This is a genomic window from Actinophytocola sp. (assembly GCF_036555685.1).
Classification (GTDB): Bacteria; Actinomycetota; Actinomycetes; order Mycobacteriales; family Pseudonocardiaceae; genus Actinophytocola.
The window spans coordinates 1-21011 of the sequence record NZ_DATBKY010000314.1 but is presented as its reverse complement, the minus strand read 5'-3'; the positions used below and the strand labels follow the sequence as shown (position 1 = coordinate 21011).

General features: G+C 71.5%; 17 protein-coding genes, 1 tRNA gene and 1 pseudogene. 12 read left to right on the top strand and 7 right to left on the bottom strand.

The window, feature by feature from the left end:
• From VH969_RS33395 to VH969_RS33385, 3 genes and pseudogenes are all read left to right on the top strand, one after another.
• A pseudogene (locus VH969_RS33395) lies at positions 1 to 630 on the top strand (hypothetical protein); the annotation flags it as partial.
• 1 nt (position 631) lies between these two features.
• The gene (locus VH969_RS33390) at positions 632 to 1606 is read left to right on the top strand and encodes a helix-turn-helix domain-containing protein (protein WP_331981954.1); all 975 of its coding nucleotides are present in this window, start codon (positions 632 to 634) and stop codon (positions 1604 to 1606) included.
• A gap of 41 nt (positions 1607 to 1647) precedes the next feature.
• Positions 1648 to 2343, top strand: a complete 696-nt coding sequence (locus VH969_RS33385; protein ID WP_331981951.1) for a 2OG-Fe(II) oxygenase — start codon at positions 1648 to 1650, stop codon at positions 2341 to 2343.
• 6 nt (positions 2344 to 2349) lie between these two features.
• Here VH969_RS33385 and VH969_RS33380 read toward each other — a convergent pair whose 3' ends face one another.
• Together VH969_RS33380 and VH969_RS33375 are read right to left on the bottom strand one after the other, a co-directional pair.
• The gene (locus VH969_RS33380; RefSeq protein WP_331981948.1) at positions 2350 to 3105 is read right to left on the bottom strand and encodes an enoyl-CoA hydratase/isomerase family protein; all 756 of its coding nucleotides are present in this window, start codon (positions 3103 to 3105) and stop codon (positions 2350 to 2352) included.
• Positions 3102 to 3998 carry a LysR family transcriptional regulator gene (locus tag VH969_RS33375; RefSeq protein WP_331981945.1) on the bottom strand — a complete coding sequence of 299 codons (897 nt, stop codon included), beginning with the start codon at positions 3996 to 3998 and terminating at the stop codon, positions 3102 to 3104. Before VH969_RS33375 ends, VH969_RS33380 begins: the two co-directional genes overlap by 4 nt.
• Before the next feature lie 73 nt (positions 3999 to 4071).
• Between VH969_RS33375 and VH969_RS33370 the strand changes: the two genes are divergently transcribed.
• Positions 4072 to 4254, top strand: a complete 183-nt coding sequence (locus VH969_RS33370; protein WP_331981942.1) for a hypothetical protein — start codon at positions 4072 to 4074, stop codon at positions 4252 to 4254.
• Here VH969_RS33370 and VH969_RS33365 read toward each other — a convergent pair.
• Positions 4251 to 5774 carry a hypothetical protein gene (locus VH969_RS33365; protein WP_331981939.1) on the bottom strand — a complete coding sequence of 508 codons (1524 nt, stop codon included), beginning with the start codon at positions 5772 to 5774 and terminating at the stop codon, positions 4251 to 4253. The genes VH969_RS33370 and VH969_RS33365 overlap by 4 nt on opposite strands.
• 66 nt (positions 5775 to 5840) lie before the next feature.
• Here VH969_RS33365 and VH969_RS33360 point away from each other — a divergent pair, with 66 nt between their 5' ends.
• The gene (locus VH969_RS33360; protein WP_331981936.1) at positions 5841 to 7070 is read left to right on the top strand and encodes a PQQ-dependent sugar dehydrogenase; all 1230 of its coding nucleotides are present in this window, start codon (positions 5841 to 5843) and stop codon (positions 7068 to 7070) included.
• A 151-nt stretch (positions 7071 to 7221) separates the two neighbouring features.
• Here the strand turns inward: VH969_RS33360 and VH969_RS33355 are convergent, their stop codons facing one another.
• Together VH969_RS33355 and VH969_RS33350 are read right to left on the bottom strand one after the other, a co-directional pair.
• A complete protein-coding gene (locus VH969_RS33355) occupies positions 7222 to 7821 on the bottom strand; it encodes a TetR family transcriptional regulator (RefSeq protein WP_331981933.1) in 600 nt (199 codons plus the stop codon).
• Positions 7822 to 7934: 113 nt separating this feature from the next.
• A complete protein-coding gene (locus VH969_RS33350) occupies positions 7935 to 8891 on the bottom strand; it encodes an acyl-CoA desaturase (RefSeq protein ID WP_331981930.1) in 957 nt (318 codons plus the stop codon).
• Between the two features lie 242 nt (positions 8892 to 9133).
• Between VH969_RS33350 and VH969_RS33345 the strand changes: the two genes are divergently transcribed.
• The 7 genes from VH969_RS33345 (at position 9134) to VH969_RS33315 (ending at position 18370) form a co-directional block, all read left to right on the top strand.
• A tRNA-Gln gene (locus VH969_RS33345) sits at positions 9134 to 9204 on the top strand.
• A gap of 46 nt (positions 9205 to 9250) precedes the next feature.
• Positions 9251 to 11005: a GGDEF domain-containing protein gene (locus tag VH969_RS33340; RefSeq protein ID WP_331981927.1), complete on the top strand. Its 1755-nt coding sequence runs from the start codon at positions 9251 to 9253 to the stop codon at positions 11003 to 11005.
• Between the two features lie 184 nt (positions 11006 to 11189).
• Positions 11190 to 12662 (top strand): bifunctional UDP-N-acetylglucosamine diphosphorylase/glucosamine-1-phosphate N-acetyltransferase GlmU, encoded by a 1473-nt coding sequence (glmU, locus tag VH969_RS33335; protein WP_331981924.1) that lies wholly within the window; start codon positions 11190 to 11192, stop codon positions 12660 to 12662.
• On the top strand, positions 12659 to 13639 hold the full coding sequence (locus VH969_RS33330) for a ribose-phosphate diphosphokinase (RefSeq protein WP_331981921.1): 981 nt from the start codon (positions 12659 to 12661) through the stop codon (positions 13637 to 13639). The genes glmU and VH969_RS33330 overlap by 4 nt, the downstream gene beginning before the upstream one ends.
• Positions 13640 to 14178: 539 nt before the next feature.
• Positions 14179 to 14850 carry a 50S ribosomal protein L25/general stress protein Ctc gene (locus VH969_RS33325; RefSeq protein WP_331981918.1) on the top strand — a complete coding sequence of 224 codons (672 nt, stop codon included), beginning with the start codon at positions 14179 to 14181 and terminating at the stop codon, positions 14848 to 14850.
• Between the two features lie 60 nt (positions 14851 to 14910).
• Positions 14911 to 15504, top strand: coding sequence for an aminoacyl-tRNA hydrolase (gene pth, locus VH969_RS33320; protein ID WP_331981915.1), 594 nt, complete (start codon positions 14911 to 14913; stop codon positions 15502 to 15504).
• A gap of 19 nt (positions 15505 to 15523) precedes the next feature.
• On the top strand, positions 15524 to 18370 hold the full coding sequence (locus tag VH969_RS33315; protein ID WP_331981912.1) for a DivIVA domain-containing protein: 2847 nt from the start codon (positions 15524 to 15526) through the stop codon (positions 18368 to 18370).
• A 205-nt stretch (positions 18371 to 18575) separates the two neighbouring features.
• Here VH969_RS33315 and VH969_RS33310 read toward each other — a convergent pair whose 3' ends face one another.
• Together VH969_RS33310 and VH969_RS33305 are read right to left on the bottom strand one after the other, a co-directional pair.
• On the bottom strand, positions 18576 to 20249 hold the full coding sequence (locus VH969_RS33310; protein ID WP_331981909.1) for a fatty acyl-AMP ligase: 1674 nt from the start codon (positions 20247 to 20249) through the stop codon (positions 18576 to 18578).
• A 20-nt stretch (positions 20250 to 20269) separates the two neighbouring features.
• A partial coding sequence (locus VH969_RS33305; protein ID WP_331981906.1) for an ATP-binding cassette domain-containing protein occupies positions 20270 to 21011 on the bottom strand: 742 nt, incomplete at its 5' end.

The window sequence follows — 21011 nt, the reverse complement described above, 5'->3', positions numbered from 1 at the left end:
GGAGGCGTCATGACCGAGCGACGAGGCAGGTGGGTTCCGGACGGAAGGTGCACTCTTGTTGCCGCCGATGTCGTCGGATATGGGGAACAGCGGAGGAACCGCCAGGTACAGATCTATGTGCGGGACAGCCTATACAAATTGTTCAACACCGCACTGAAGGATTCGGACATCGCCTTCGCGCGACGCTATTCGGAGGACCGTGGCGACGGAATCGTCATGGCCGTCTCGCCGGAAATTCCAACCGATCGCCTCATATATCCGTTCATCGAATATCTGCGCGCCGGACTGCGCGTGCACAACATGGTGTCGAGCGAACTGGCACAGATGTGCCTGCGCGTGGCGGTGCACGCCGCCCACGCGTGGAAGGACAGCCACGGGCTTGTCGGCGAGAGCGTCACCTACCTCTTCCGGCTGCTGGACGCGCCGGCGTTCAAGCAATTCGTCCACCAGTCGGGCGCCTACCTCGCGCTGATCGCGTCGGCGGCGGTGTACGAGGAGGTCATCATGGACGCGCCCGGGCTCATCGATCCCGACGACTACGCCTCCATAGACGTCGAGCACAAAGAACTGTCCACGCTGGCCTGGGTGCGACAGGTCGGCCGCACGGCCTCGGTCAGCCGGTCGGCCTGAGATGGCCGACGACATCCGCTTCGGCCAGGTTCTCCGCCAGCTCCTCAACGAGCGTTTCCGAAACAGGCGCAAGGACTTCGCCCGCTCGATTCACGTCTCCGAATCCGCCTTGTCGCAGTACGTCCGCGGGAAGGCCACGCCAAGCCTGCACGTCCTCGTCGACATCGCGCGAGCCCTGGACGTAAGCCTCGACTACCTGGTCCTGGGCATCACCCCGGAGGCACCGGCACCGGACTACGGCGACCTCGCAGGCCACTTCGAGGAGGCCATCGCAAGAACGCAGGCCAAGACGGCAACGCTGCGCGATTTCGTGGGCCGGGTCGGATCCGCGCTGGCCGAAGACGTCGAGTCGACAGCCAGGCGCCTCCTTGCGGAGAACGAGGCGGCCGTGCTCGGCATCGCGCTGACCGAGACCGAGGTGCGCGATCTGGAGCGCATCAGCAAGACCATCCGCATCGCTACCGCCGACCTCGACATAGACGTCTTCACGCTGTCGGGTGAGCCAGACGACGAGGTGCACGTCGGGGAACCCGCGGATCTCCCCCGCACCGGACAGACCTCCTTTACATCCGTCATCAGTCACAACGTCGCGCACGGAAGCGAGTACACCTACGTCATCCCGGAAGGCCCCGACTGGCGCGCCCAGGCGCGGCGACTTCGGAACGCGGTCGGTGACTCGGCGACCCTGAGTCGAGCGGCTGCGGACCGGCGCATTAGGTTCTTCGAGTCAAGTCGGCCACTTGTCCCCGGATACGTCATGTACACAGTGGATACGGCGCTGGTCACCACGAGGACCGAGCGCCTGCTCGACCGCATCAAGGACTTCGTCGGTTCGGACTCGGGCCTCGTCGCGCTGGCGGAACCACCGAGTCGCCAGTCGCTCCATTATTCGTTGATCGATCCACGACATCACCAACGCATGATCGATGACCACGACGCCATGACGCGTACCTGCCCGCGACTCGTGTTCGACTGACGTCTGTTTCGCACTTCCAGAGAAATGTGAGACCACCAACCATGAACACGCTTTCCGTCGGTTCGGACGCGGCCGAAGGGAATCTCCAAGCTGCCCGGTTCGAGTGGGATTTCGAGAACGTGGCGGCTCTGTTGCCTACTGGCTGGCAGCAACGTCTGATCGACGTCGCGAAGAACCACTCGATGAAGCGAACGCTGGTGCCGCCCCATTCCACTTCCAGGGAGAGTGCCGAGGTCACCAGCCTGCCGATCCATTGCGTCGGTGGCAAGGTTGTTCAGCACGAGCTTCCCTGGCTGGTCGACCTCTACGAGGGAAAATTCCGCAAGATCGGCGAGCGGATTCGCGGCGTCCGGCTCACCACCGCGCGCGATCCGCGCTACGCCGTCGTGCTGAACGTGCAGTTTCCCGGGGAGCGGTACGAGTGCCACGTGGACACGAACCCGGTCGAGGCTCTGCTCTACGTCACCGATCTGCCGAAGGGGACCGGCGGGGAACTCGCCGTCGCGAACAACGTGCACGCTCGGAGCAAGGAAGAGATCGACGCGGACTGCCAGGCGCTCTATCCCACGCAGGGCGAGCTGGTCTTCTTCGACGGGCGGCGCCACCCCCACTACGTGCGGAAGCTCGAGGACGCCGAGATCCGCGTCGCCGTGGCGATGAACTACTACACGGACGAGGTGCCGGAAGAGACGCGGCCGGCGGATCTCAACGAGTACCTCTACGGCTCGCAGGCCTGACCGCGGTCAGAAGCGGGGCGGGCGCTTCTCCAGGAACGCCCGCACCCCCTCCGCGTAGTCGTCGCTCTTCACGGAGGCCTCGTACAGGGCGTCGACGGCTTCGTCCTCTTCGAACGAGCCGTCCGTGATCCGGGAGATGATCGTCCGGGCGCCGCGGATCGAGACCTGCGAGCGGGTCGCCATCGTTCGGGCCAGTTCCGTGGCTCGGGCCACCGGATCCGGGGACAGCTCGTTCACCAGGCCGATCCGCAGCGCCGTGGGCGCGTCGATGATGTCCGCCGTGAACAGGATCTGGCGCGCCCACGCCGGGCCCACCGCGTCGACCAGCTGCTTCGTCGACGTCGCGTTGTAGACGATGCCGAGCTTGGCCGGGGTGATGCCGAAGCGGGCGTCCTCCCCGGCGATGCGGATGTCGCACGCCAGCGCGATCTCGCAGCCACCACCCACGCAGACGCCCCGCACCGCCGCGATCGTGGGCTTCGGCAACGACGCGATCGCGCGCTCGCCCGCGTGCACGGCCGCGCTGTACCGCTGTGCGCCGGACGGATCCGCCCGCAGCGTCGTGAACTCGCTGATGTCGGCGCCCGCCGAGAAGTGGTCGGTGCCACGGATGACCAGGGCCCGCACGCCGTCGTCCGCCTCGACCGTTGCCAGCAAGCCCGGCAGTGCCGACCACATCTCGAAGCTCATCGCGTTGCGTTTGGCCGGGCGGTCGATGGTCAGCGTCGCCACCGCGCCGGAGACGTCGAGCGTCAGACTCACGCGGCCACGGTAGCCAGCTCGGTGAGCGTCGCCGCGATCGCGGGGTGGTCGCGGGCGCCGGCGCGGGTGCAGGTCAGCAGCTTCCGGCTGGGCGCGCCCCCGTCGAGCGGCAGCCGGGCCAGCGGCAGGTGGGGTGGCAGGTACGCGAGCCGCGGGACCAGTGCGACCCCGAGCCGGTGCGCGATCAGGTGCGCGATCGCGTTCCACTCCAGCGCGTTGTGCACGACGTTCGGCGTGAAGCCGGCCGCACCGCACGCGGACAGCGTGTGTTGGCGGCACGTGCACGCGACCGCGGGCAGGATCCAGTCCTCGCCCGCCACCTCGCCCAGCTGGACGGACTCCTGGCCGGCCAGCGAATGCTCCGAGTGCACCACCAGGTCGAAGACGTCGTCGACGAGCGGGCGCTGGTCGAAGCGCGGGTCGCCGGCGGTCGGGTTGTCCGGTGTGGACTCGAGGACGGCGAGGTCGACCGAGCCGTCGAAGAGCAGGTCGTACCCGGCCTGCTGCTCGACCTCCTCGATGTGCACGGACAGCCGCGGGTACTTCGCAACCAGCGGCGCGACCGCCGGCGCGAGCAGCATGGCCACCGCGGTCGGGATGCCGCACAGCCGTAGCAGCCCGGCCGGCTCGTCGCGGGCCGTGCGCAGGTCGATCTCCGCCTGCTCCCAGCGCGCCTCGATCGCGTCGGCGTGTTCGAGCAGCCGCTGCGCCGCGGGCGTCAGCCGGATCTTGCGGCCGTGCGGTTCGAGCAGCGTGATGTCGAGCTCGCGGCCGAGCTGGCGGATCTGCTGGGACGCGGCCGACGTGGTGAAGTGCAGGGCCTTCGCGGCGGCGGTGATCGTGCCGTAGTGCGACACCGCACGCAGCACGCGGAGCCGGCGCAGGTCAATCATGAAGGTGATGCTTCACGTTACTGTTCGGAAAGTCAACGTAGACGTACACGGTCTGCTTCCCCACCCTGGAGGTATGACCTACTGCCCGCACTGTGGATGGCCGGACGCCCAACCGTTCCAGGTGGTGTCCCGCCACCGCACGACCGAAGGCCAGACGGTGTGGAGCCGCTGCAGCTGCGGCTCGTTGCAGGTGCGCGTGGTCGACGGGGCGTGCACGCGCGTGGTCGCGCGCGGCCGCCCCGCCGCCATGTTCTAGGCAAGCGCCTCGCGGATCGCCTTCAGGTCCTCGTCGATCTTCGGCTCGCGCTCGGCCAGGCCGGCCCGGCACTCGACGAGCGCCGCGACCCGCGCGTCCAGCTCCTTCGTCAGGCTCTCGTGGAACGTCTTCGCCGACGTCGCGGCGTCCTCGCGCTCCCGGACGTCGATGCGCCACTGGTAGAGCGCCACGACCGGCCCGAGGAGCGCGGCGAAGAGCCAGCCCCAGCCCGCCACGACGGCCAGCACGACGAACGCCAGGCCCACGCCCAGCGCGACGCCCGCGACCACGCGACGCTGGGCGCTCACCTTGGCGCCGTCGTCGATCCGCGACCGCGCGCGGGCGACCGAACCCTGGTCCGGCCCGTCCGCGGTGATCGTCACCAGGCCCTGCCGCGTGCGGGCCTCGACCCGGTACGGCGCGTCCGCGCGGGCGGTGGCCGCGAGCCGCTCGGCCGCGGTGATCACGAGCTCGCCGCAGATCCGCACGGCCGCCGCGCGCCGGGCCGGGTGGCTCGCGTCCTTCGCGTCGGTACGCAGCAGCTCGACGGTCTCGCCGGCCGGGCCGTCCCAGGCGGGCGGCTGGCCGCCCTTCCCCTCGATCACCGCGCGCAGCTCGCGCTCCCGGACGAGCAGCGGCTGCTCGACCGGGCTGCCCTCCTCGACCAGCAGCTCCACGACCGGCCGCACGGCGGGGTCGGCCTCGGCCGGTGGCTCGCTCGGATAGCCGGCGAGGGTCTCCTCGACCCACGACCGCAGCGTGGCCAGGCTCGCCCCCGCGCCGAGTGCGATGGTGACGTCGCCGAGCCCCTCGAGCTCGCGCGGCGGTGACGTCGATGTCGCGCCCGCGGTGCCGATCGCGCGCAGCGCGTCGACGGCGCTCCCGCGCGCGTCGTCGGGCAGCGCCCGGACGAACTCGACGCCGCGGCTGCGCACCAGCTCCCAGCCGGCCGGGCCGAAGAAGCCGTCGGCGGCGAGCGTCCACACGGCACGCTGGTGGCGCGGCATCGTGGCCGCGGGCACCGGCAGCACGTCGGCGAGCAGGCCGGCGTCCACCGTGCTCCGGCCGCCGAGCAGCCCGGCGCCGAGCACGTGGAAGACGGCGGCGCGCTGTGGATCGCGGGCCTTGGCGAGGTTCAGCGAGTCGGCGTCGACGACCCCGTCGACCGCGACCCGCAGCGCGGACACCGCGGGCGCGAGCCAGTAGCCGTCCACATCGGACACCTCGCCGTCCGGCCCGGTGCCGGCGAGCAGCCGGCGTGCCTGGTGCCGAACCCGGCCCTGCTCGTCGAAGAGCACCAACGTCATGCGCAGGTCGCTGATCTCCACGAACGCGTCGAAGGCGGCGGAGAGCCGGTCCAGCCGCTGCTCCAGCGAGCCGCGGACCTTCGACAGCTCCGCGTTCAGCCGCCGCTGGCTCGAGCGGGCGGATGCCAGCGAAGCGCTCACGCTGGACAGGTCCGCCTCGAGACCGCGCAGCCGCTTGTTCTGCTGGTAGTCCGTCCACCAGTTGTCGCTCACCTGGATGCTCCCCTCGCCGGCCGGGTCCTCACACGAGTGCGACGCTGCGAGCGGCATTCTGGACCCATGACAAACCGGGCGAGTTTCCTGGTCGTCGCGCTGGCCCTGGCCACGCTCACCGCGTGCACCGACGCGCCTGCCCAACGGGATGTCGGCGAGGTGCCGCCGCAGAAGCAGACCGAGGCGTCCTCGACGCCGACGCCGCCGAGCAGCAGCGAGACGCCCGGCCTGCTCGTCGAACAGGTGGCCGGCGGGCTCGAGCACGGCTGGGACATCGGCTTCCTGCCGGACGGCAAGGTGCTGGTCACCGAGCGGCCCGCGCGCATCTCGCTGCTGTCGAGCGCGAAACCCGGCGCGAAGGTGTCGCAGGTGAAGGCCGACCTGTCCGATGTGTTCGTCTCCGGCGAGGGCGGGCTGATGGGCATGGTCGTGCACCCGGACTTCGCGCGGACGCGGCTGTTCACGACGTGCCAGACGCACACGGAGAACGGCGACCCGCAGGACATCCGCCTCGTGACGTGGCGGCTCGCGGAGGACGGCAGGACCGCCCGGCGGGAGAAGGAGCTGCTCACCGGGTTGCCGATCAGCACCGGCCGGCACTCCGGCTGCCGCCCGACGATCGGGCCGGACGGAATGCTGATCGTCGGCACCGGTGACACCGCGCAGGGCTCGATCTCGCAGGACAAGACCAGCCTGGGCGGCAAGACGCTGCGGCTGGACCTGAACACGGGCAAGCCGGCGCCGGACAACCCGTTCATCAAGGCGAAGAACGCGAAGCAGCGGTACGTGTACACGTACGGCCACCGCAACATCCAGGGCGTCGCGGTGCGGCCGGGCACGGACCAGATCTTCACCGCGGAGCACGGCCCGTCGTTCAACGACGAGGTCAACCTCATCCAGGCCGGCCGCAACTACGGCTGGGACCCGTCACAGGGCGGCAAGGTCGGCGGCTACGACGAGAGCGTCCCGATGACCGACCTGCAGCGCTTCCCGGACGCGGTGCCGGCGAAGTGGCAGTCGGGCGAGACGACCGAGGCCGTGTGCGCCGCGACCTTCCTCGACGGCGATCAGTGGGGTGCGTTGAACGGCGCCTTGGTGATCACCGCGTTGAAGGGCGCGAAGGTCTTGCTGTTGACGCTCACGGAGGCTGGGGACGTCGCCTCGGTCGCGATTCCGAAGGAGTTCAACAACCGGTTCGGACGGTTGCGGGCGGCCCGGACCGGGCCGGACGGGGCGCTGTACATCACGACGACCAACGGGTCGGACGACAAGCTCTTGCGGGTGACTCCCCGGTGAGTCGTCCCCAGGCCTCAGGCTCTCGCGCCGATCTTGTCGGTGGCCGGCACTAGAGTGGTGCTCGGGGGGCCGGCGGCCGCTCGTGATCTTGGTCCTTCGTCGTTTCCGCAGCTGGGGCGGCACGTGGCCGATGTCAAGGCCGGTTCGGGACCTAGTGCGGCTCTCTCAGCTCGGGCTTGTTCTCCAGGTGGCGTAAGCCGTTCCAGGAGAGGTTGACCAGGTGCGCGGCCACCTCCTCCTTCTTGGGGCGCCTCGAGTCCAGCCACCACTGACCCGTCAGCGCGACCATCCCCACCAAGGCCTGGCTGTACAGCGCCGCCAGCTTCGGGTCGTACCCGCGCGCGCCGAACTTCCGGCCCAGGATGTCCTCCACCTGGCGCGCGATGTCGTTCAGCAGCGACGAGAACGTGCCCGTCGACGACGCGACCGGCGAGGCCCGCACGAGGATGCGGAAGCCGTCCGCCGAGCTCTCGACGTAGTCGAGCAGTGAGACCGCCGCGCGCTCCAGGAGCAACCTCGGGTGCGCTTCCTCGGTCAACGCACTGGTCATCGACGTGAGGAGGTAGTGCATCTCCCGATCGACGACGACCGCGTACACGCCCTCCTTGCCGCCGAAGTGCTCGTACACCACCGGCTTCGAGACGTTCGCCCGGTGTGCGATCTCCTCGACCGACGCGCCGTCGAAGCCCTTCTCCGCGAACAGCGACCTCGCGACGTCCAGCAGCTGCTGGCGCCGCTCCTCACCGCTCATCCGTACGCGGGGCACCGGGGCGCCGGCCCGACCCGCCGGCGCCCGGCTTCGATCTCGCCGCCGGGCTGCCACCTCCGTCACCCTACGGGCACCCACCGACGGCCCGTGGCGGGTTACTCCACTCCGGCCGTGATCCTCGCCAGTCGCTGCTGCGTCGGCCAGCGGACGTTGTACGCCCAGCCGAGCTTCTCGAAGATCCAGATGATGCGCGCCGACGTGTCGATCTGGCCCCGCTTCACGCCGTGCCGCGCGCAGGTCGGGTCCGCGTGGTGCAGGTTGTGCCACGACTCGCCGAACGACAGGATCGCGAGCGGCCAGAAGTTCGCCGCCTTGTCGCGGCTCACGAACGGGCGCTCGCCGATCATGTGGCAGATGGAGTTCGTCGACCACGTGACGTGGTGCAGGACCGCGACCCGCACGAAGCCCGCCCAGAAGAACGCCGTGAACGCGCCCCACCACGACCACGTCGCGAGCCCGCCGATCACGGCCGGCAGCAGGAAGGTGAGCACGGTCCACAGCCCGAACAGGTTGTTCACCCGCACGATGTCCTTGTCCGCCATCAGGTCCGGCGCGAACCGCTCCTTGTTCGTCAGCGACCGGTCGAACATCCAGCCCATGTGCGCGTGCCAGAAACCCTTGGCCAGCGCCGCCGGCGACGTGCCGTACAGCCACGGCGAGTGCGGGTCGCCCTCACGATCGGAGAACGCGTGGTGCCGCCGGTGGTCGGCCACCCAGATGATCGGCGGGCCCTGCACCGCCATCGATCCCGCGATGGCGAGGAAGATCCGCAACGGCCGCTTGGCCTTGAACGAGCCGTGCGTGAAGTGCCGGTGGAAACCGATGGTGACGCCGAGACCGGTGAAATAGAAGAAGAAGATCGCGAGCCCCACGTCGAGCCAGGTCAGGCCCCATCCCCACGCCAGCGGCACGGCCGCGATGAGCGCCGCGAACGGCACCAGGATGAATACGTAGACCGCGAACTGCGTCATTCCCTTGCGCCGGCCCACGGTGATCGGCTTCGGTCCCTTGTTCGGGGTCCCACTCGAAGTCTCATCGAGGGTCGTCGTCATCTGTACCTCAAATACTGTCTCGTCGGGGCATTCCGGTAAGGAGAGCCTGGCCTACGCTGCCGTAACCTACGACAGCGTAAGTACATCCCGACCCGGCGCGCCAGGTCCGATGCGCAAAGCGCCTCCGGTGATCCAGATCACACCCATTTGGCCGCACTCCTATGCCGCTCCCCGGGTACCACTGCCCCACGGCGAGCATGCATGCCACGATGTTCAATCGTGGGCGTTCACCGCGCTCATGGTCCGCCGTGGTGTAAAGGCAGCACCTCAGATTTTGGTTCTGATGGTCCAGGTTCGATCCCTGGCGGCGGAGCTGCCGGGCGGAGCAGGACACGAGAACAAGAGGTGGACAGCCAGGCGTGGGTGGCGGCAGCGAGCGAGAGGACGTCGACCTGCCTGCGTTGGACGAACGGTCCGACGCGTGGCTGGTGGGACGCGCGCGTGAGCTCCTGGCCGTCGCCCAGGTCCGCGAGCGCGGCGTCCGCGCCCGGCACACCGACGAGCTCGACCGCCTGCTCGCCGAGGCACGCCACCGCGGCGAGCCGCGGATGCTCGCCCAGCTGCTGCGCGCCGCCGCGGTGCTCCGGGTCAACGACGCCGAGCAGGCCGTCACCGAAGAGGCCGAGGCGATCGTCGACGAGTTCCTCGAGCACTCCACCACGCACGAGTTCCTCGTGCTGCAAGCCGACGCGCATGCGTTGCGCGCCAAGCGGTTGCTGCTGACGGGCGCCGAGGACCCCGCGCTCACCGAGGCCGCGGTCGGCCTCGCCATGCTCGACGAGAAGGTCGCGCCGGACATCTCGTTCGGCGCCCGGGTGTGGGACGTGCTGATGGCGTCCACGCTGATGGACATCGGCCTCGTGCTCATGGAGCTCGGCGTCTACGAGGTCGGCGACCAGGTCATGCGCCGCGCGCACCGGCACATCCGCAGCGGCGCCGGCCCGCACGACATCTCCGTGCACCTCATCACCCGCTGCCGCATGCAGCTCGGCTGGGGCCTGCGGCTGGAGCGGATCGGCGAGGACGAGCAGGCGGCCGAGCGGTTCACGCGCGCGGCGGCGATGGCGAGCGACGTGGAGGCGCCGTTCCGCGAGTCGCTGTTCCCGCGCCGCAGCGACCTGCCCGCCGCCGACCAGGTGGCCGTCGTCGGCGCCGCGCACGCGCTGGCCTCGCCCGGCCCGCAGCACACCGACCGGTTGATCGGGCTGCTGGCCGCCGCCGCGCCACGCGAGATCATCTTCGTCGCGGTCGCGCTCGCCCGCTGCCTCGAGCGCGACGACCGCGTCGAGGAGGCGGTCGAGGTCCTGACCACCGTGCAGGAGCGGCTGGAGCGCATGGCGCCCGAGCCCTCGCTGGTGCTGTGCCTGATCCGCGAGTACGCCCGGCTCTCCGGCAACGACACCTACACCGCGGACGGCGACCGGACGGTCAGCGCGCTGCAGTTCTACGTCGCCGAGCTCGAGTACCAGCTGTGGGACATGCGCGAGTCGCGCGCGGCGACGCTCGCCGCCCGGCGCGAGCACGAACGGCTGGCGCGCCGGCACGGCACGGTCGCCAAGCAGGCGCTCCAGGACCCGCTCACCGGGCTGCCGAACCGGCGCGCGCTCGACGAGCGGCTCGCCGAGCTGTCCGGGGACAGCAGGCCGCTGGCGATCGCGCTGGTCGACCTCGACGGGTTCAAGGCCGTCAACGACCGGCTCTCGCACGCCGAGGGCGACGACGTGCTGCGCGTCATCGCGAGCACGATCCGGGACACGCTGCGCGGCAGCGACATGGTGGCCCGCTACGGCGGTGACGAGTTCATCGTGCTGCTGCCGGGTGCGCCGCTGCTCGCCGCCGCGGCCGCGCTCCGCCGCGCGGCGGTGGCCGTGGGCGCGCTGCCGAACGACCTCTCGCACGGCGTCACGCTGTCCGTCGGGGTCGTCGCGCTGCGTCCCGAGGAGGGCACCGCCCGCGCGCTCGCCCGCGCGGACGCCGCGATGTACCAGGCGAAGCGCAAGGGCGGCAACGACGTCGTCGCGGTGGCGACCACGGAGGGTGACGGGCCTGAGGTACCACTGCAGGACGAGGCGAGCACGCCCGACCCCGCATGGGTCGTCCCAGAGGGCACGTGAGCGGGAGCGAAGCCGCGTAGGCCGTCTGGACTGACGAGCGCGCACAGGCGCGCCAGCGCCGAGCACGCGAGGAGGGAAAGGCGGCCTGTTAGCGGCTTCGCGGAGCGAACCGACCGACAACGTAGGATCGAGACCCCGGTCGCGGCCGGGCGATTTCCGAATCCACGCCAAAGGGAGAGAGCTGATGCTCGAGGGCTCCACCGGGCTCGGCGAAGTCAGCACGGTCATCCTCGCCGCGGGCGAGGGTACGAGGATGCGCTCGGCGACGCCGAAGGTGCTACACCGGCTGGCCGGCCGCTCGCTGGTCGAACACGCCGTGCGGGCCGCCGCCGGGCTGTCGCCCCAGCGCATGGCGGTCGTCGTCGGGCACGGCCGGGAGGCGGTCACCGAGCACCTCCACGAGCTCGCGAAGGCCATCGACGCCACGATCACCGTCGCCGTCCAGGAGGAGCAGCACGGCACCGGGCACGCGGTGCGCTGCGCGCTCGACGAGCTGCCCGACGGGCTGGCCGGCACGGTCGTCGTCACCTACGGCGACGTGCCGCTGCTGGACACGGTCACGCTCTCGGCCCTGCTCGCCGAGCACGGCTCCGCCGGCAACGCGGTCACCGTGCTGACCGCGTCGGTCGACGACCCCACCGGCTACGGCCGCATCGTGCGCGCGGCGGACGGTTCGGTCGAGGCGATCGTCGAGCAGAAGGACGCGACGCCGTCCCAGGCGGCCATCCAGGAGATCAACTCCGGCGTCTACGCGTTCGACGCCGCCGTGCTCACCGACGCGCTCGGCCGGCTGTCCACCGACAACGCCCAGGGCGAGCAGTACCTGACCGACGTGCTGTCGATCGCCCGCGCGGACGGGCACCGCGTCGGCACGTGGACGTGCGACGACCGGTGGCTCGTCGAGGGCGTCAACGACCGCGTGCAGCTGGCCGCGCTCGGCGCCGAGCTCAACCGCCGGCTGACCGAGCAGTGGATGCGCGCGGGCGTCACGATGACCGACCCGTCGACCGTCTGGCTCGACGCTGGGGTGGAGCTCGCTCGAGACGTGGTCCTCGAGCCGAACGTGCTGCTGCGCGGCGCGACGAGCGTCGGCGAGGGCGCGACGATCGGCCCGGACACGACGTTGACCGACGTCAGCGTGGGTGCGGGCGCGAGCGTGGTGCGCACGCACGGCCGCGAGGCGGAGATCCTCGACGGGGCGAGCGTGGGCCCGTACGCGTACCTGCGGCCGGGCGCGAGGCTGGGCATGAGCTCGAAGGTCGGTACGTTCGTCGAGGTGAAGAACTCCGAGATCGGCACGGGCACGAAGGTCCCGCACCTGTCGTACGTGGGCGACGCGACGATCGGCGAGTACAGCAACATCGGCGCGGCCAGCGTGTTCGTCAACTACGACGGCGTCGCCAAACACCGGACTGTCGTCGGGTCCCATGTTAAGACGGGATCGGACAATATGTTCGTGGCGCCGGTGAACGTCGGCGACGGGGCCTACAGCGGTGCGGGCACCGTGCTGCGCCGGGATGTGCCGCCCGGGGCGCTCGCCGTGTCGGCAGGGTCGCAGCGCAACATCGAGGAGTGGGTGCTGCGCAGGCGGGCGGGCACGCCAGCCGCCGAGGCCGCACGCAAGGCACTGGAGGCGGCGTCCGAGGAGGAGTCATGAACGCGAAGTCCGGGACGCCCAAGAAGAACCTGATGCTGTTCTCCGGGCGGGCGCATCCGGAGCTGGCGGAGGAGGTCGCGAAGCACCTCAACGTCAGCATCACGCCCCAGTCGGCGTACGACTTCGCGAACGGCGAGATCTTCGTGCGGTTCGAGGAGTCGGTCCGCGGCTGCGACGCGTTCGTGATCCAGAGCCACTGCGAGCCGATCAACCAGTGGGTGATGGAACAGCTGATCATGGTCGACGCCCTGAAGCGCGCGTCGGCCAAGCGGATCACGGTGATCATGCCGTTCTACCCGTATGCCCGCCAGGACAAGAAGCACAAGGGCCGCGAGCCGATCTCCGCGCGGCTGATCGCGGACCTCTTCAAGACCGCGGGTGCCGACCGGATCATGACGGTGGACCTGCACACGGCGCAGATCCAGGGCTTCTTCGACGGCCCGGTCGACCACCTGTTCGCGCAGACGCTGCTGTCGAGGTACGTGCGCGACACGTACGGCAGCGAGAACGTGACGGTCGTGTCCCCGGACGCCGGCCGCACGAAGCTGGCGGAGAAGTGGGCGGACGATCTGGGCGGCGTGCCGATCGCGTTCATCCACAAGACCCGCGACCCGCTGCTGCCGAACGACGTCGTGGCAAAGCGCGTGGTCGGTGAGGTGCGCGGCCGCCTGTGCATCGTGATCGACGACATGGTCGACACGGGCGGCACGATCTCGAAGGCGGTGGACCAGCTGGTGGCCGAGGGCGCGGCGGACGTCGTCGTGGCGGCCTCGCACGGTGTCCTGTCCGGCGAGGCGACGGAGCGCCTGTCGGTCTGCGGCGCGCGGGAGGTCGTGTTCACGAACACGCTGCCCATCCCGGACTACAAGCGCTTCTCGAAGCTGACCGTGCTGTCCATCGCCCCGCTGCTCGCGCGGGCGATCCAGGAGGTCTTCGAGGACGGCTCGGTGACGAGCCTGTTCGCCGGCAACGCCTGACCGCTCCTGTTCCACTGCGAGCCGCGTGCCGTGGGTTCTACCGGATATCGCTTCGCCGGCGGTGCTTCGTGGCCGCTGCCTCGCGACCGGTCGAGCCGCCGCGACGCCCGCCTGCCGGCCGACCCCCGGACCCGCGTCCGGTCGCGCCGCATGCCAAACGTGCCCAGCCACCCGCAGAAACCCCGCTGGCCCCGCTGGCCCCCGTCGAGCGCCCGAATCCGCGTCGCCCCGTGGATGACGGCCCCCACCCTCTCCGGGGGACCGCCCCGACACCAATTCTATCGGTGACCACTGACAATCCGGGGTCGGAAGATCGACTTGTGGACAAGTCGGCCCCTTGTGGACAACCGCCGCCGGCCACGAGGCCCCGCGCGTAGAGCCACGAAACGACCACGTAGACTGACCGGGTTGCCTCGGCGAGGGCAGGCGTCACGCCTGGCGTGATCGACGCGGCGGCTTGATTGCCGCGTGCATTCCGTCGCCGCTGGCCGCCGCCGCCCGAGACCCAGCTTCAAGTGTGTAGCAAGGAGAGCCCCACCGTGTCCGAGGTCCGTCTCGCCGCCGAACCCCGCACCGAGTTCGGCAAGGGCGCCGCGCGCCGCACGCGCCGCGACGGGAAGATCCCCGCGGTGCTCTACGGCCACGGCTCCGACCCGCAGCACCTGGCCCTGCCCGCGATCGAGTTCGCCCGCGTCGTCCGGGAGCACGGCCAGAACGCCGTCCTCACGCTCGAGTTCAACAGCACCAGCGAGCTCGCGCTGACCAAGACCGTCACCACCCACCCGATCAAGAACTACATCGAGCACGTCGACCTGCTGCTCGTCCAGCGCGGCGAGAAGGTCACCGTCGAGGTGCCCGTGGTGTTCACCGGCGAGGCCTCGCCCGGCACCCTGGTCACCCAGGACACCATGACGCTGCAGGTCGCGGTCGAGGCCCTGCACATCCCCGAGCAGTTCGAGGTCTCGATCGACGGCGCCACGGCGGACACCCGGATCGTCGCCTCCGACGTGCCGCTGTCCGAGGGCGCGGAGCTCGTCACCGACCCCGACACCCTGGTGATCGCGGTCAACATCGCGCCGACGGCCGAGGACATGGAAGCCGGCATCGAGGCGCCGGAGGGCGAGGAGCCCGCCGCTGCCGAGGAGGCCGCGGCCGCCGGTGCCGAGGAGGAGCAGGTGGAGAAGCCCGCCGAGGAGTCGAGCGAGGGCTGACCCGCCGTTCCGGGCGGTCCCACACGGGACCGCCCGGTTTGTTTTTTGCGAGGACCCGAGATGCCAGCCGAGCCACCCGCCGCCGACGGCCCGACGCTCGTCGTCGGTCTCGGCAACCCGGGGCCGCGCTATGTCGGCAACCGGCACAACATCGGGTTCCTGGTCGCGGACGAGCTCGCGGACCGGATGGGTGGCAAGTTCAAGTCTCACAAGGGCGGCGCGGACCTGCTCGAAGGCCGGCTGGGCGGTCGCCGGGTGCTGCTCGCGAAGCCGCGCACGTACATGAACCTCTCGGGCGGGCCGGTCGTCGGCATCGCGAAGTTCTTCAAGATCCCGCCGGCCAACCTGATAGTCGTCCACGACGAGCTCGACCTGCCGTTCGGCAGCCTCAAGCTGAAGCTCGGCGGCGGCGAGAACGGGCACAACGGGCTGAGATCGGTCACGAAGTCGCTCGGGACCAGGGAGTACCTGCGGGTACGGTTCGGTATAGGTCGCCCGCCCGGGCGGATGGATCCGGCGGACTTCGTGCTCCGGGACTTCTCCGCCATGGAACGCAAGGACCTCGCACTCGAGATCGACCGGTGTGCCGACGCGACGGAGGCTTTGGTTGCCAAGGGATTGGAAGCCGCGCAAAACCTCTTCCACGCGCGCTGACGCGGGAGGCGGTCCGAGCGTGCAGCACGAGGAGGACGTGCCGCTGACCCCGGCGGTGGTCGACTGCGTCACGTTCGACCGCGCGCCGCTCGGCCGGCGCGGCTACCACGAGGACCAGGTGGACGACTTCCTGGACCGCGTGCAGGCGACGCTGGCCGGCTCGGACTCGCTGAGCGCGCAGGAAGTGCGCGAGGTGATCTTCGACAGCGCGCCGCTCATCCGCCGCGGCTACCACGAGGAGCAGGTCGACGACTTCCTCGACCTCGTCGTCGAGGAGTTCGAACGCCGCGAGCGGGGCCGCTCCCCGGTCCGCAGGCCCGACTCTCCCCCGCGCCCGGCGCCGCGCCAGCAGTTCCCGATGCCGCCGCCGGAACGGACGCCGTTCCCGCCGCGACCGTCCGGCCCGGTGCCGTCCCAGTCCCCGGCCCCGGCCCCGTCTTCGGCGGAGGAGGCGGCGCGGTCCGCGGCCGCACTCCGCGCGACGGAGGAGCCGTCGGCGGGGACCAACGGCGCCGCGATCGCCGACACCAGCAGCCAGACCGAGGCGCTCCCGAAACGCCGGCCGGGCGCGACGTCCAAGACCGGTCCGATCACCAAGAAGCCGGCCGACACGCCGCCGTCGCAGCCCGAGCCACCGCTCGAGGACCCACCGGAGCGCACCGACGATGACGGTCTCTCGGTGCCCACGTCTGTGCGCGAGCCCGCCGGCGGCCCGTTGTTCGAGTCGCGCCTGTCCGAGCCCGAGGAGATCGACGAGCCCGACTCCACCACGGTCGTGCCGAAGTCGGAGGTCAAGCCGGCGGACGCCGAACCGTCCGAAGACGACGATGCCGACGTAGACCCGAACTGGGTGCCGGGCCCGTCGCGCCCGGACGTGGTGCCACCCGGGGAGACGCGCCCCGGCTCGCCGCCGCCGGGCGGCGTCGACGAGGCGGCGGACGCGGCCGCCCGCTTCGGCGGACCGCCGCCGGCCCGCCCGCAGAGCGGGGAGCGTTTCGCCCGCCCCGGTGGGCATCCCGGCTCGCCGCAGTTGAGCGGCCCGACCCAGGCGATGCCGAGCGGCCGCCCGGTGGCTCCCGGCAGGCGTCCGGTACCGCCGCGCCCACCGGCCCGGCCCGTTGACCACCCGCCACGCACGAGCGAACCGCCGGCCGCTCCCGCAGCGGGCCTCTCCGCCCCGACGGAGGACCAGAAGTCCGCGCCGGCCAACGGCCTGACCATGCCGAAGGGCGAACAGCCCGCGTCACCCGATGCGCTGACCACGCGCCCGCCGAAATCCGCCACCAAGCCGTCGACCGACGAGCAGCCCACCGACGACAGGTCCGCGGATAGCGCGCCCGCCGGCCAACGACCGACGACGCTGGCCGACAGGATCCGGCCCACGGGCGAGCGGGCTCCGGGCGAGCGACCGAAACCGGCCGGCGGACTTGCGACACCCGGTGGCGGGCGTCCGGTAGACGATCCGTCGACGCCGGCCGGTGAAGCCCGCGCGAGCGGACTCGCAACCCCCACCGGCGAGCAACCGGCCGGCAGCCCGGCGAGCGGCAACGAAGGCCCGGCAAGCGGACTCGCGACGCCGGTCGGCGAGCGACCGGCCGACGGTCCAACGGCACCGGGGGGCGAGCTGCCGGATGGCGGATCCGCGCCGCCCGCAGGCGACCGGCCGGACAGCGGCCCCGCGACTCCCGCCGACAAGCGGCCGGCCGGCGGAATTCTGCCCCCAGCCGGCGCTCCACCGGTGCCCGATGGTGAACGGCCGGCAGGTGGACCAGCAACCCCTGGCGGTGAGCGACCGTCCGGCGGACCGGCGAAACCGACAAGCATGCGGCCGGCGGGCGGCCCCCTGCCACACGCCGGCGAACGGCCACCCGGCGGATCGGCCACGCCTGGCAACCGGCGACCGGCAGGCGGCCTCGTGCCGCCGAGCGGAGATCGACCACTCGGCGGGCCGAGAACACCTGGCGGCGACCGACCGTCGGCCGGGCTCACACCACCCGCCGACAAGCGACCCGCCGGCACACCAGCACCCGGCAGCGACCGACCATCAGGCGGATACACACCATCCACCGGCGACCGGCCAACCGGAGCACCGACCACGCCCGGCGTTGAACGATCGTCGGGCGGGCTGGCGCCGTCCTCCCGTAACGAGGCAGGCGGCGGTCCGCCCAGCGGCGAGCGACCCGCAGGCGGGCTCGTGCCGCCTGGCGGTGAACGGCCGTTCGGCGGGCCGGCGACCCCTGGCGGGCGACCGCCGGGCGGGCTTCTGCCCCCCACCGGCGAGCGGCGGGGCGGCGGACCGGCCACCCCAGCCGGCGGCCGGCCATCGCCGGGCGACCGGCCGGCGGGCGGACCCGTGCCACCAGCCTCCGGCGAGCGTCCATTCGGCGGCCTGGCGACGCCTGGCCAGAGGCCGCCCGGTGGGCCGGCCCCGGCAAGCGGGCCGGCGGAGCCCGGCGGGCGGCCGGGACCTGGTGACAGCACGCCGGCGCCCGGGGAGAGGTCGATGCCCTCGGGTTGGGCGGCGGCCATGGCCAACGGGCGTGCGGACGCCCCCGCGGACGAGGACGAGCGCCCCTCCGGCGAAGCCATGCGGTCCACGCTCGACGCGTGGCGGGACTCCGACGTGCTCGCGCTCCCGTTGCCGCCCGCGCCGCCCGGGGAGCGGGGTTACCGGCCCGGGGACGTCGACAAGCTCGTCAACCTCCTCGCCGACGCCATCGCCGCCGCCGAGGACGGGCCGCGGCCCGACGACATCGCCGGGGTCAAGCTCTCCCGGACCTTCTTCATCGGGCAGGGCTACCACATCGGTGCCGTCGAGGCGCTTCGCTCCGCCTGGGTGAACGAGCTCAAACGGCGCGAGCTCTAGACAGGGCCCGGCCTGATCGAACCCGGCGTGGTCGGCGCGGCCGGTGGCCACCCGCGCTGGCCACCGACGCCCGCCCAGGCGCTCCGCCTGGGTGAACGGAACCGAAAGGCGCGAACAACGGACACGGGTCAAGATCCCGACGCGGCCAATGGGGCCGCTGGCCGCCTCAGCACCACCGGCGCCGGGGGAACGGGCGGGCGGTGGATCAGGCGTCCGGGGTGTTCAGGCGGTCTGCCAGCTGCTCCCCCGCCGCGGCGCGGCGGAGCTTGCCTGACGGGGTCTTCGGCAGCGTGCCCGGTGGGATGACCGCCACGGCGGACGGGCGGGCGTTGACCGCCTCGAAAACTCGGGCGCCGATCTCCTTGCGTAGCCCCCGGACCGCCGCCGGGTCGTTCGCCAGGCGGGACTCCACCACCACCGCGAAGCGTTCCCGGCGGGTGCCGGCGTCCAGGCGCACCGCCACCGCGTTGCCGGCCCGCACGCCCTGCACCGTGGTCGCCGCGCGTTCGATGTCCGTGGGGTAGATGTTGCGGCCCGCGAGGATGATCACATCCTTCGCCCGGCCGCAGATGACGATCTCACCGTCCACTATGTACCCGAGGTCGCCGGTGGCCAGCCAGCCGGACTCGTCCTGCGTGGCCAGTGGACCGTCGACGGTCAGGTAGCCCGGGGTGACGGCCGCGCCGCGGATGTGGATCTCGCCCACCTCACGCTCGCCGCGCACGGCCCCGGACGGCGAGACGATGCGCGCCTCGAAACCCGGCAACGGCTTGCCCAGCTTGGCGAACGACCGAACGGACGGCGAGTCCGACGCGGGCACGGGCACCGCGCGCTGGTCGGACTCCAACGCGACAGCGTCGATGTAGTCCAGGCGCAACCCGGTGAACACCGGCGGGAACGAGATCGCCAGCGTCCCCTCCGCCATGCCGTACGCCGGGAACACGCACTCCGGCCGCAGGCCGAACCGCGCGCCGTTGTCCGTAAAGGACCGGACGGCCTTCTCGTCGATCGGCTCCGCGCCGTTCAGGGCCAGGCGCATGGACGACAGGTCATAGGCGCCCTCTTCGTCCACACCGGACAGACGGCGGCCCAGCAGCGCGTACGCGAAGTTCGGGGCCGCGGTGATGGTGGCGTGATATTTGGAGATCAGTTCCGCCCACAGCAGGGGACCCGTGAGGAAGTCGACGGGAGTGACCTTCACGAGCTCGATGCCCAACGTCATCGGCACCGTGTAGAAGCCGACCATGCCCATGTCGTGGAACATCGGCAGCCACGAAACCATGATGTCCGACGAAGGGTCGAGCTCGGCCCCCGCCGCCATGTCCGTGATGTTCGACAGCAGGTTCCCGTGGGTGATCCGCACGGCCTTCGGGTCCGCCGTCGACCCGGAGGTGAGCTGCAGCAGCGCGGGCGCCGACTCGTCCACCGAGACCACGTCGGCCAGCGGCGTGCCCCCGGACAGGGAGCTGACGAGCTCGTAGCCGATGCCGTGCTCGTCGAGGACCGGGGCCAGCTGGTCGAACGGCGCGCCCAGCAGCACGAGCTTCGAGCCGATCATGTTCAGCACGCGGAGCGTGTCCTCCGCCCACACCGCGAGGTCCGAGCGTGGCGTCGGCTGATGCAGCATCGTTACGCTGCCGCCGGCCAACCAGACCGCCTGCACGGCCGGGCCGATCGCGGCCGGCTCCGCGGCGAGCACCGCGACCGCGTCGTGGCGCGCCATTCCGCCGGCCACCAGCGCGCCCGCGATCGACCGCGCCTGCTCGTGTACCTGCGCCCACGTGGTGCGTACGGCCTCACGGGGTTCGCCCGTGGTGACCCCCCGAAGCTGACCGCCCGCCCCGGCGGTGGCAACCAGCGTGTCGACGAAACGGCTCATGGGCTAGAGCCTACGGGGGGTCATTCCGCCAAGTCCGCGATGTCCAGCCAACGCTCCTCGACCGACGACTTCTCCGCGACCACCTCGCGCAGCTCGGCGTCCAGCTCGAGCAACCGGTCCGCATCCGTCGCCGCCTCCGCGAGCGCGGCGTGCAGCGACGCCTCACGCGCCGACAGCGCCTCCAGCCGCCGCTCCAGCCGGGCCAGCTCCTTGCGCGCCGCGCGCTGCGAAGCGGCGGCCGAGACGGCGGGCTTGGGCGGCGAGGGCGACGGCGGCGGACGCAGGACCGCGTCCCGGCGGGCGAGGTACTCCTCGATGCCGCCCGGCAGGTGCGTCACGCGCCCGTCGCCCAGCAGCGCGTACACCGCGTCACACACCCGCTCGACCAGGTACCGGTCGTGCGAGACGACCACCAGCGTGCCCGGCCAGCCGTCGAGCAGGTCCTCCAGCTGCTGCAGCGTGTCGATGTCCAGGTCGTTCGTCGGCTCGTCGAGCAGCAGCACGTTCGGCTCCGCCATCAGCAGCCGCGCGAGCTGCAACCGCCGCCGCTCGCCGCCGGACAGGTCCGCGACCGGCGTCCACTGGCGCGCCGCCGGGAAACCGAACCGTTCCGCCAGCTGCGACGCCGACAGCTCCTGCTTGCCGAGCGTCACGCGGCGGGCGACCTCCTCGACGGCCTCCAGCACCCGCTGCGACCCGGGCAGGTCGTGCAGCTCCTGGCTCAGGTACGCCAGCCGCACGGTCTGCCCCTGGATCCGCTTG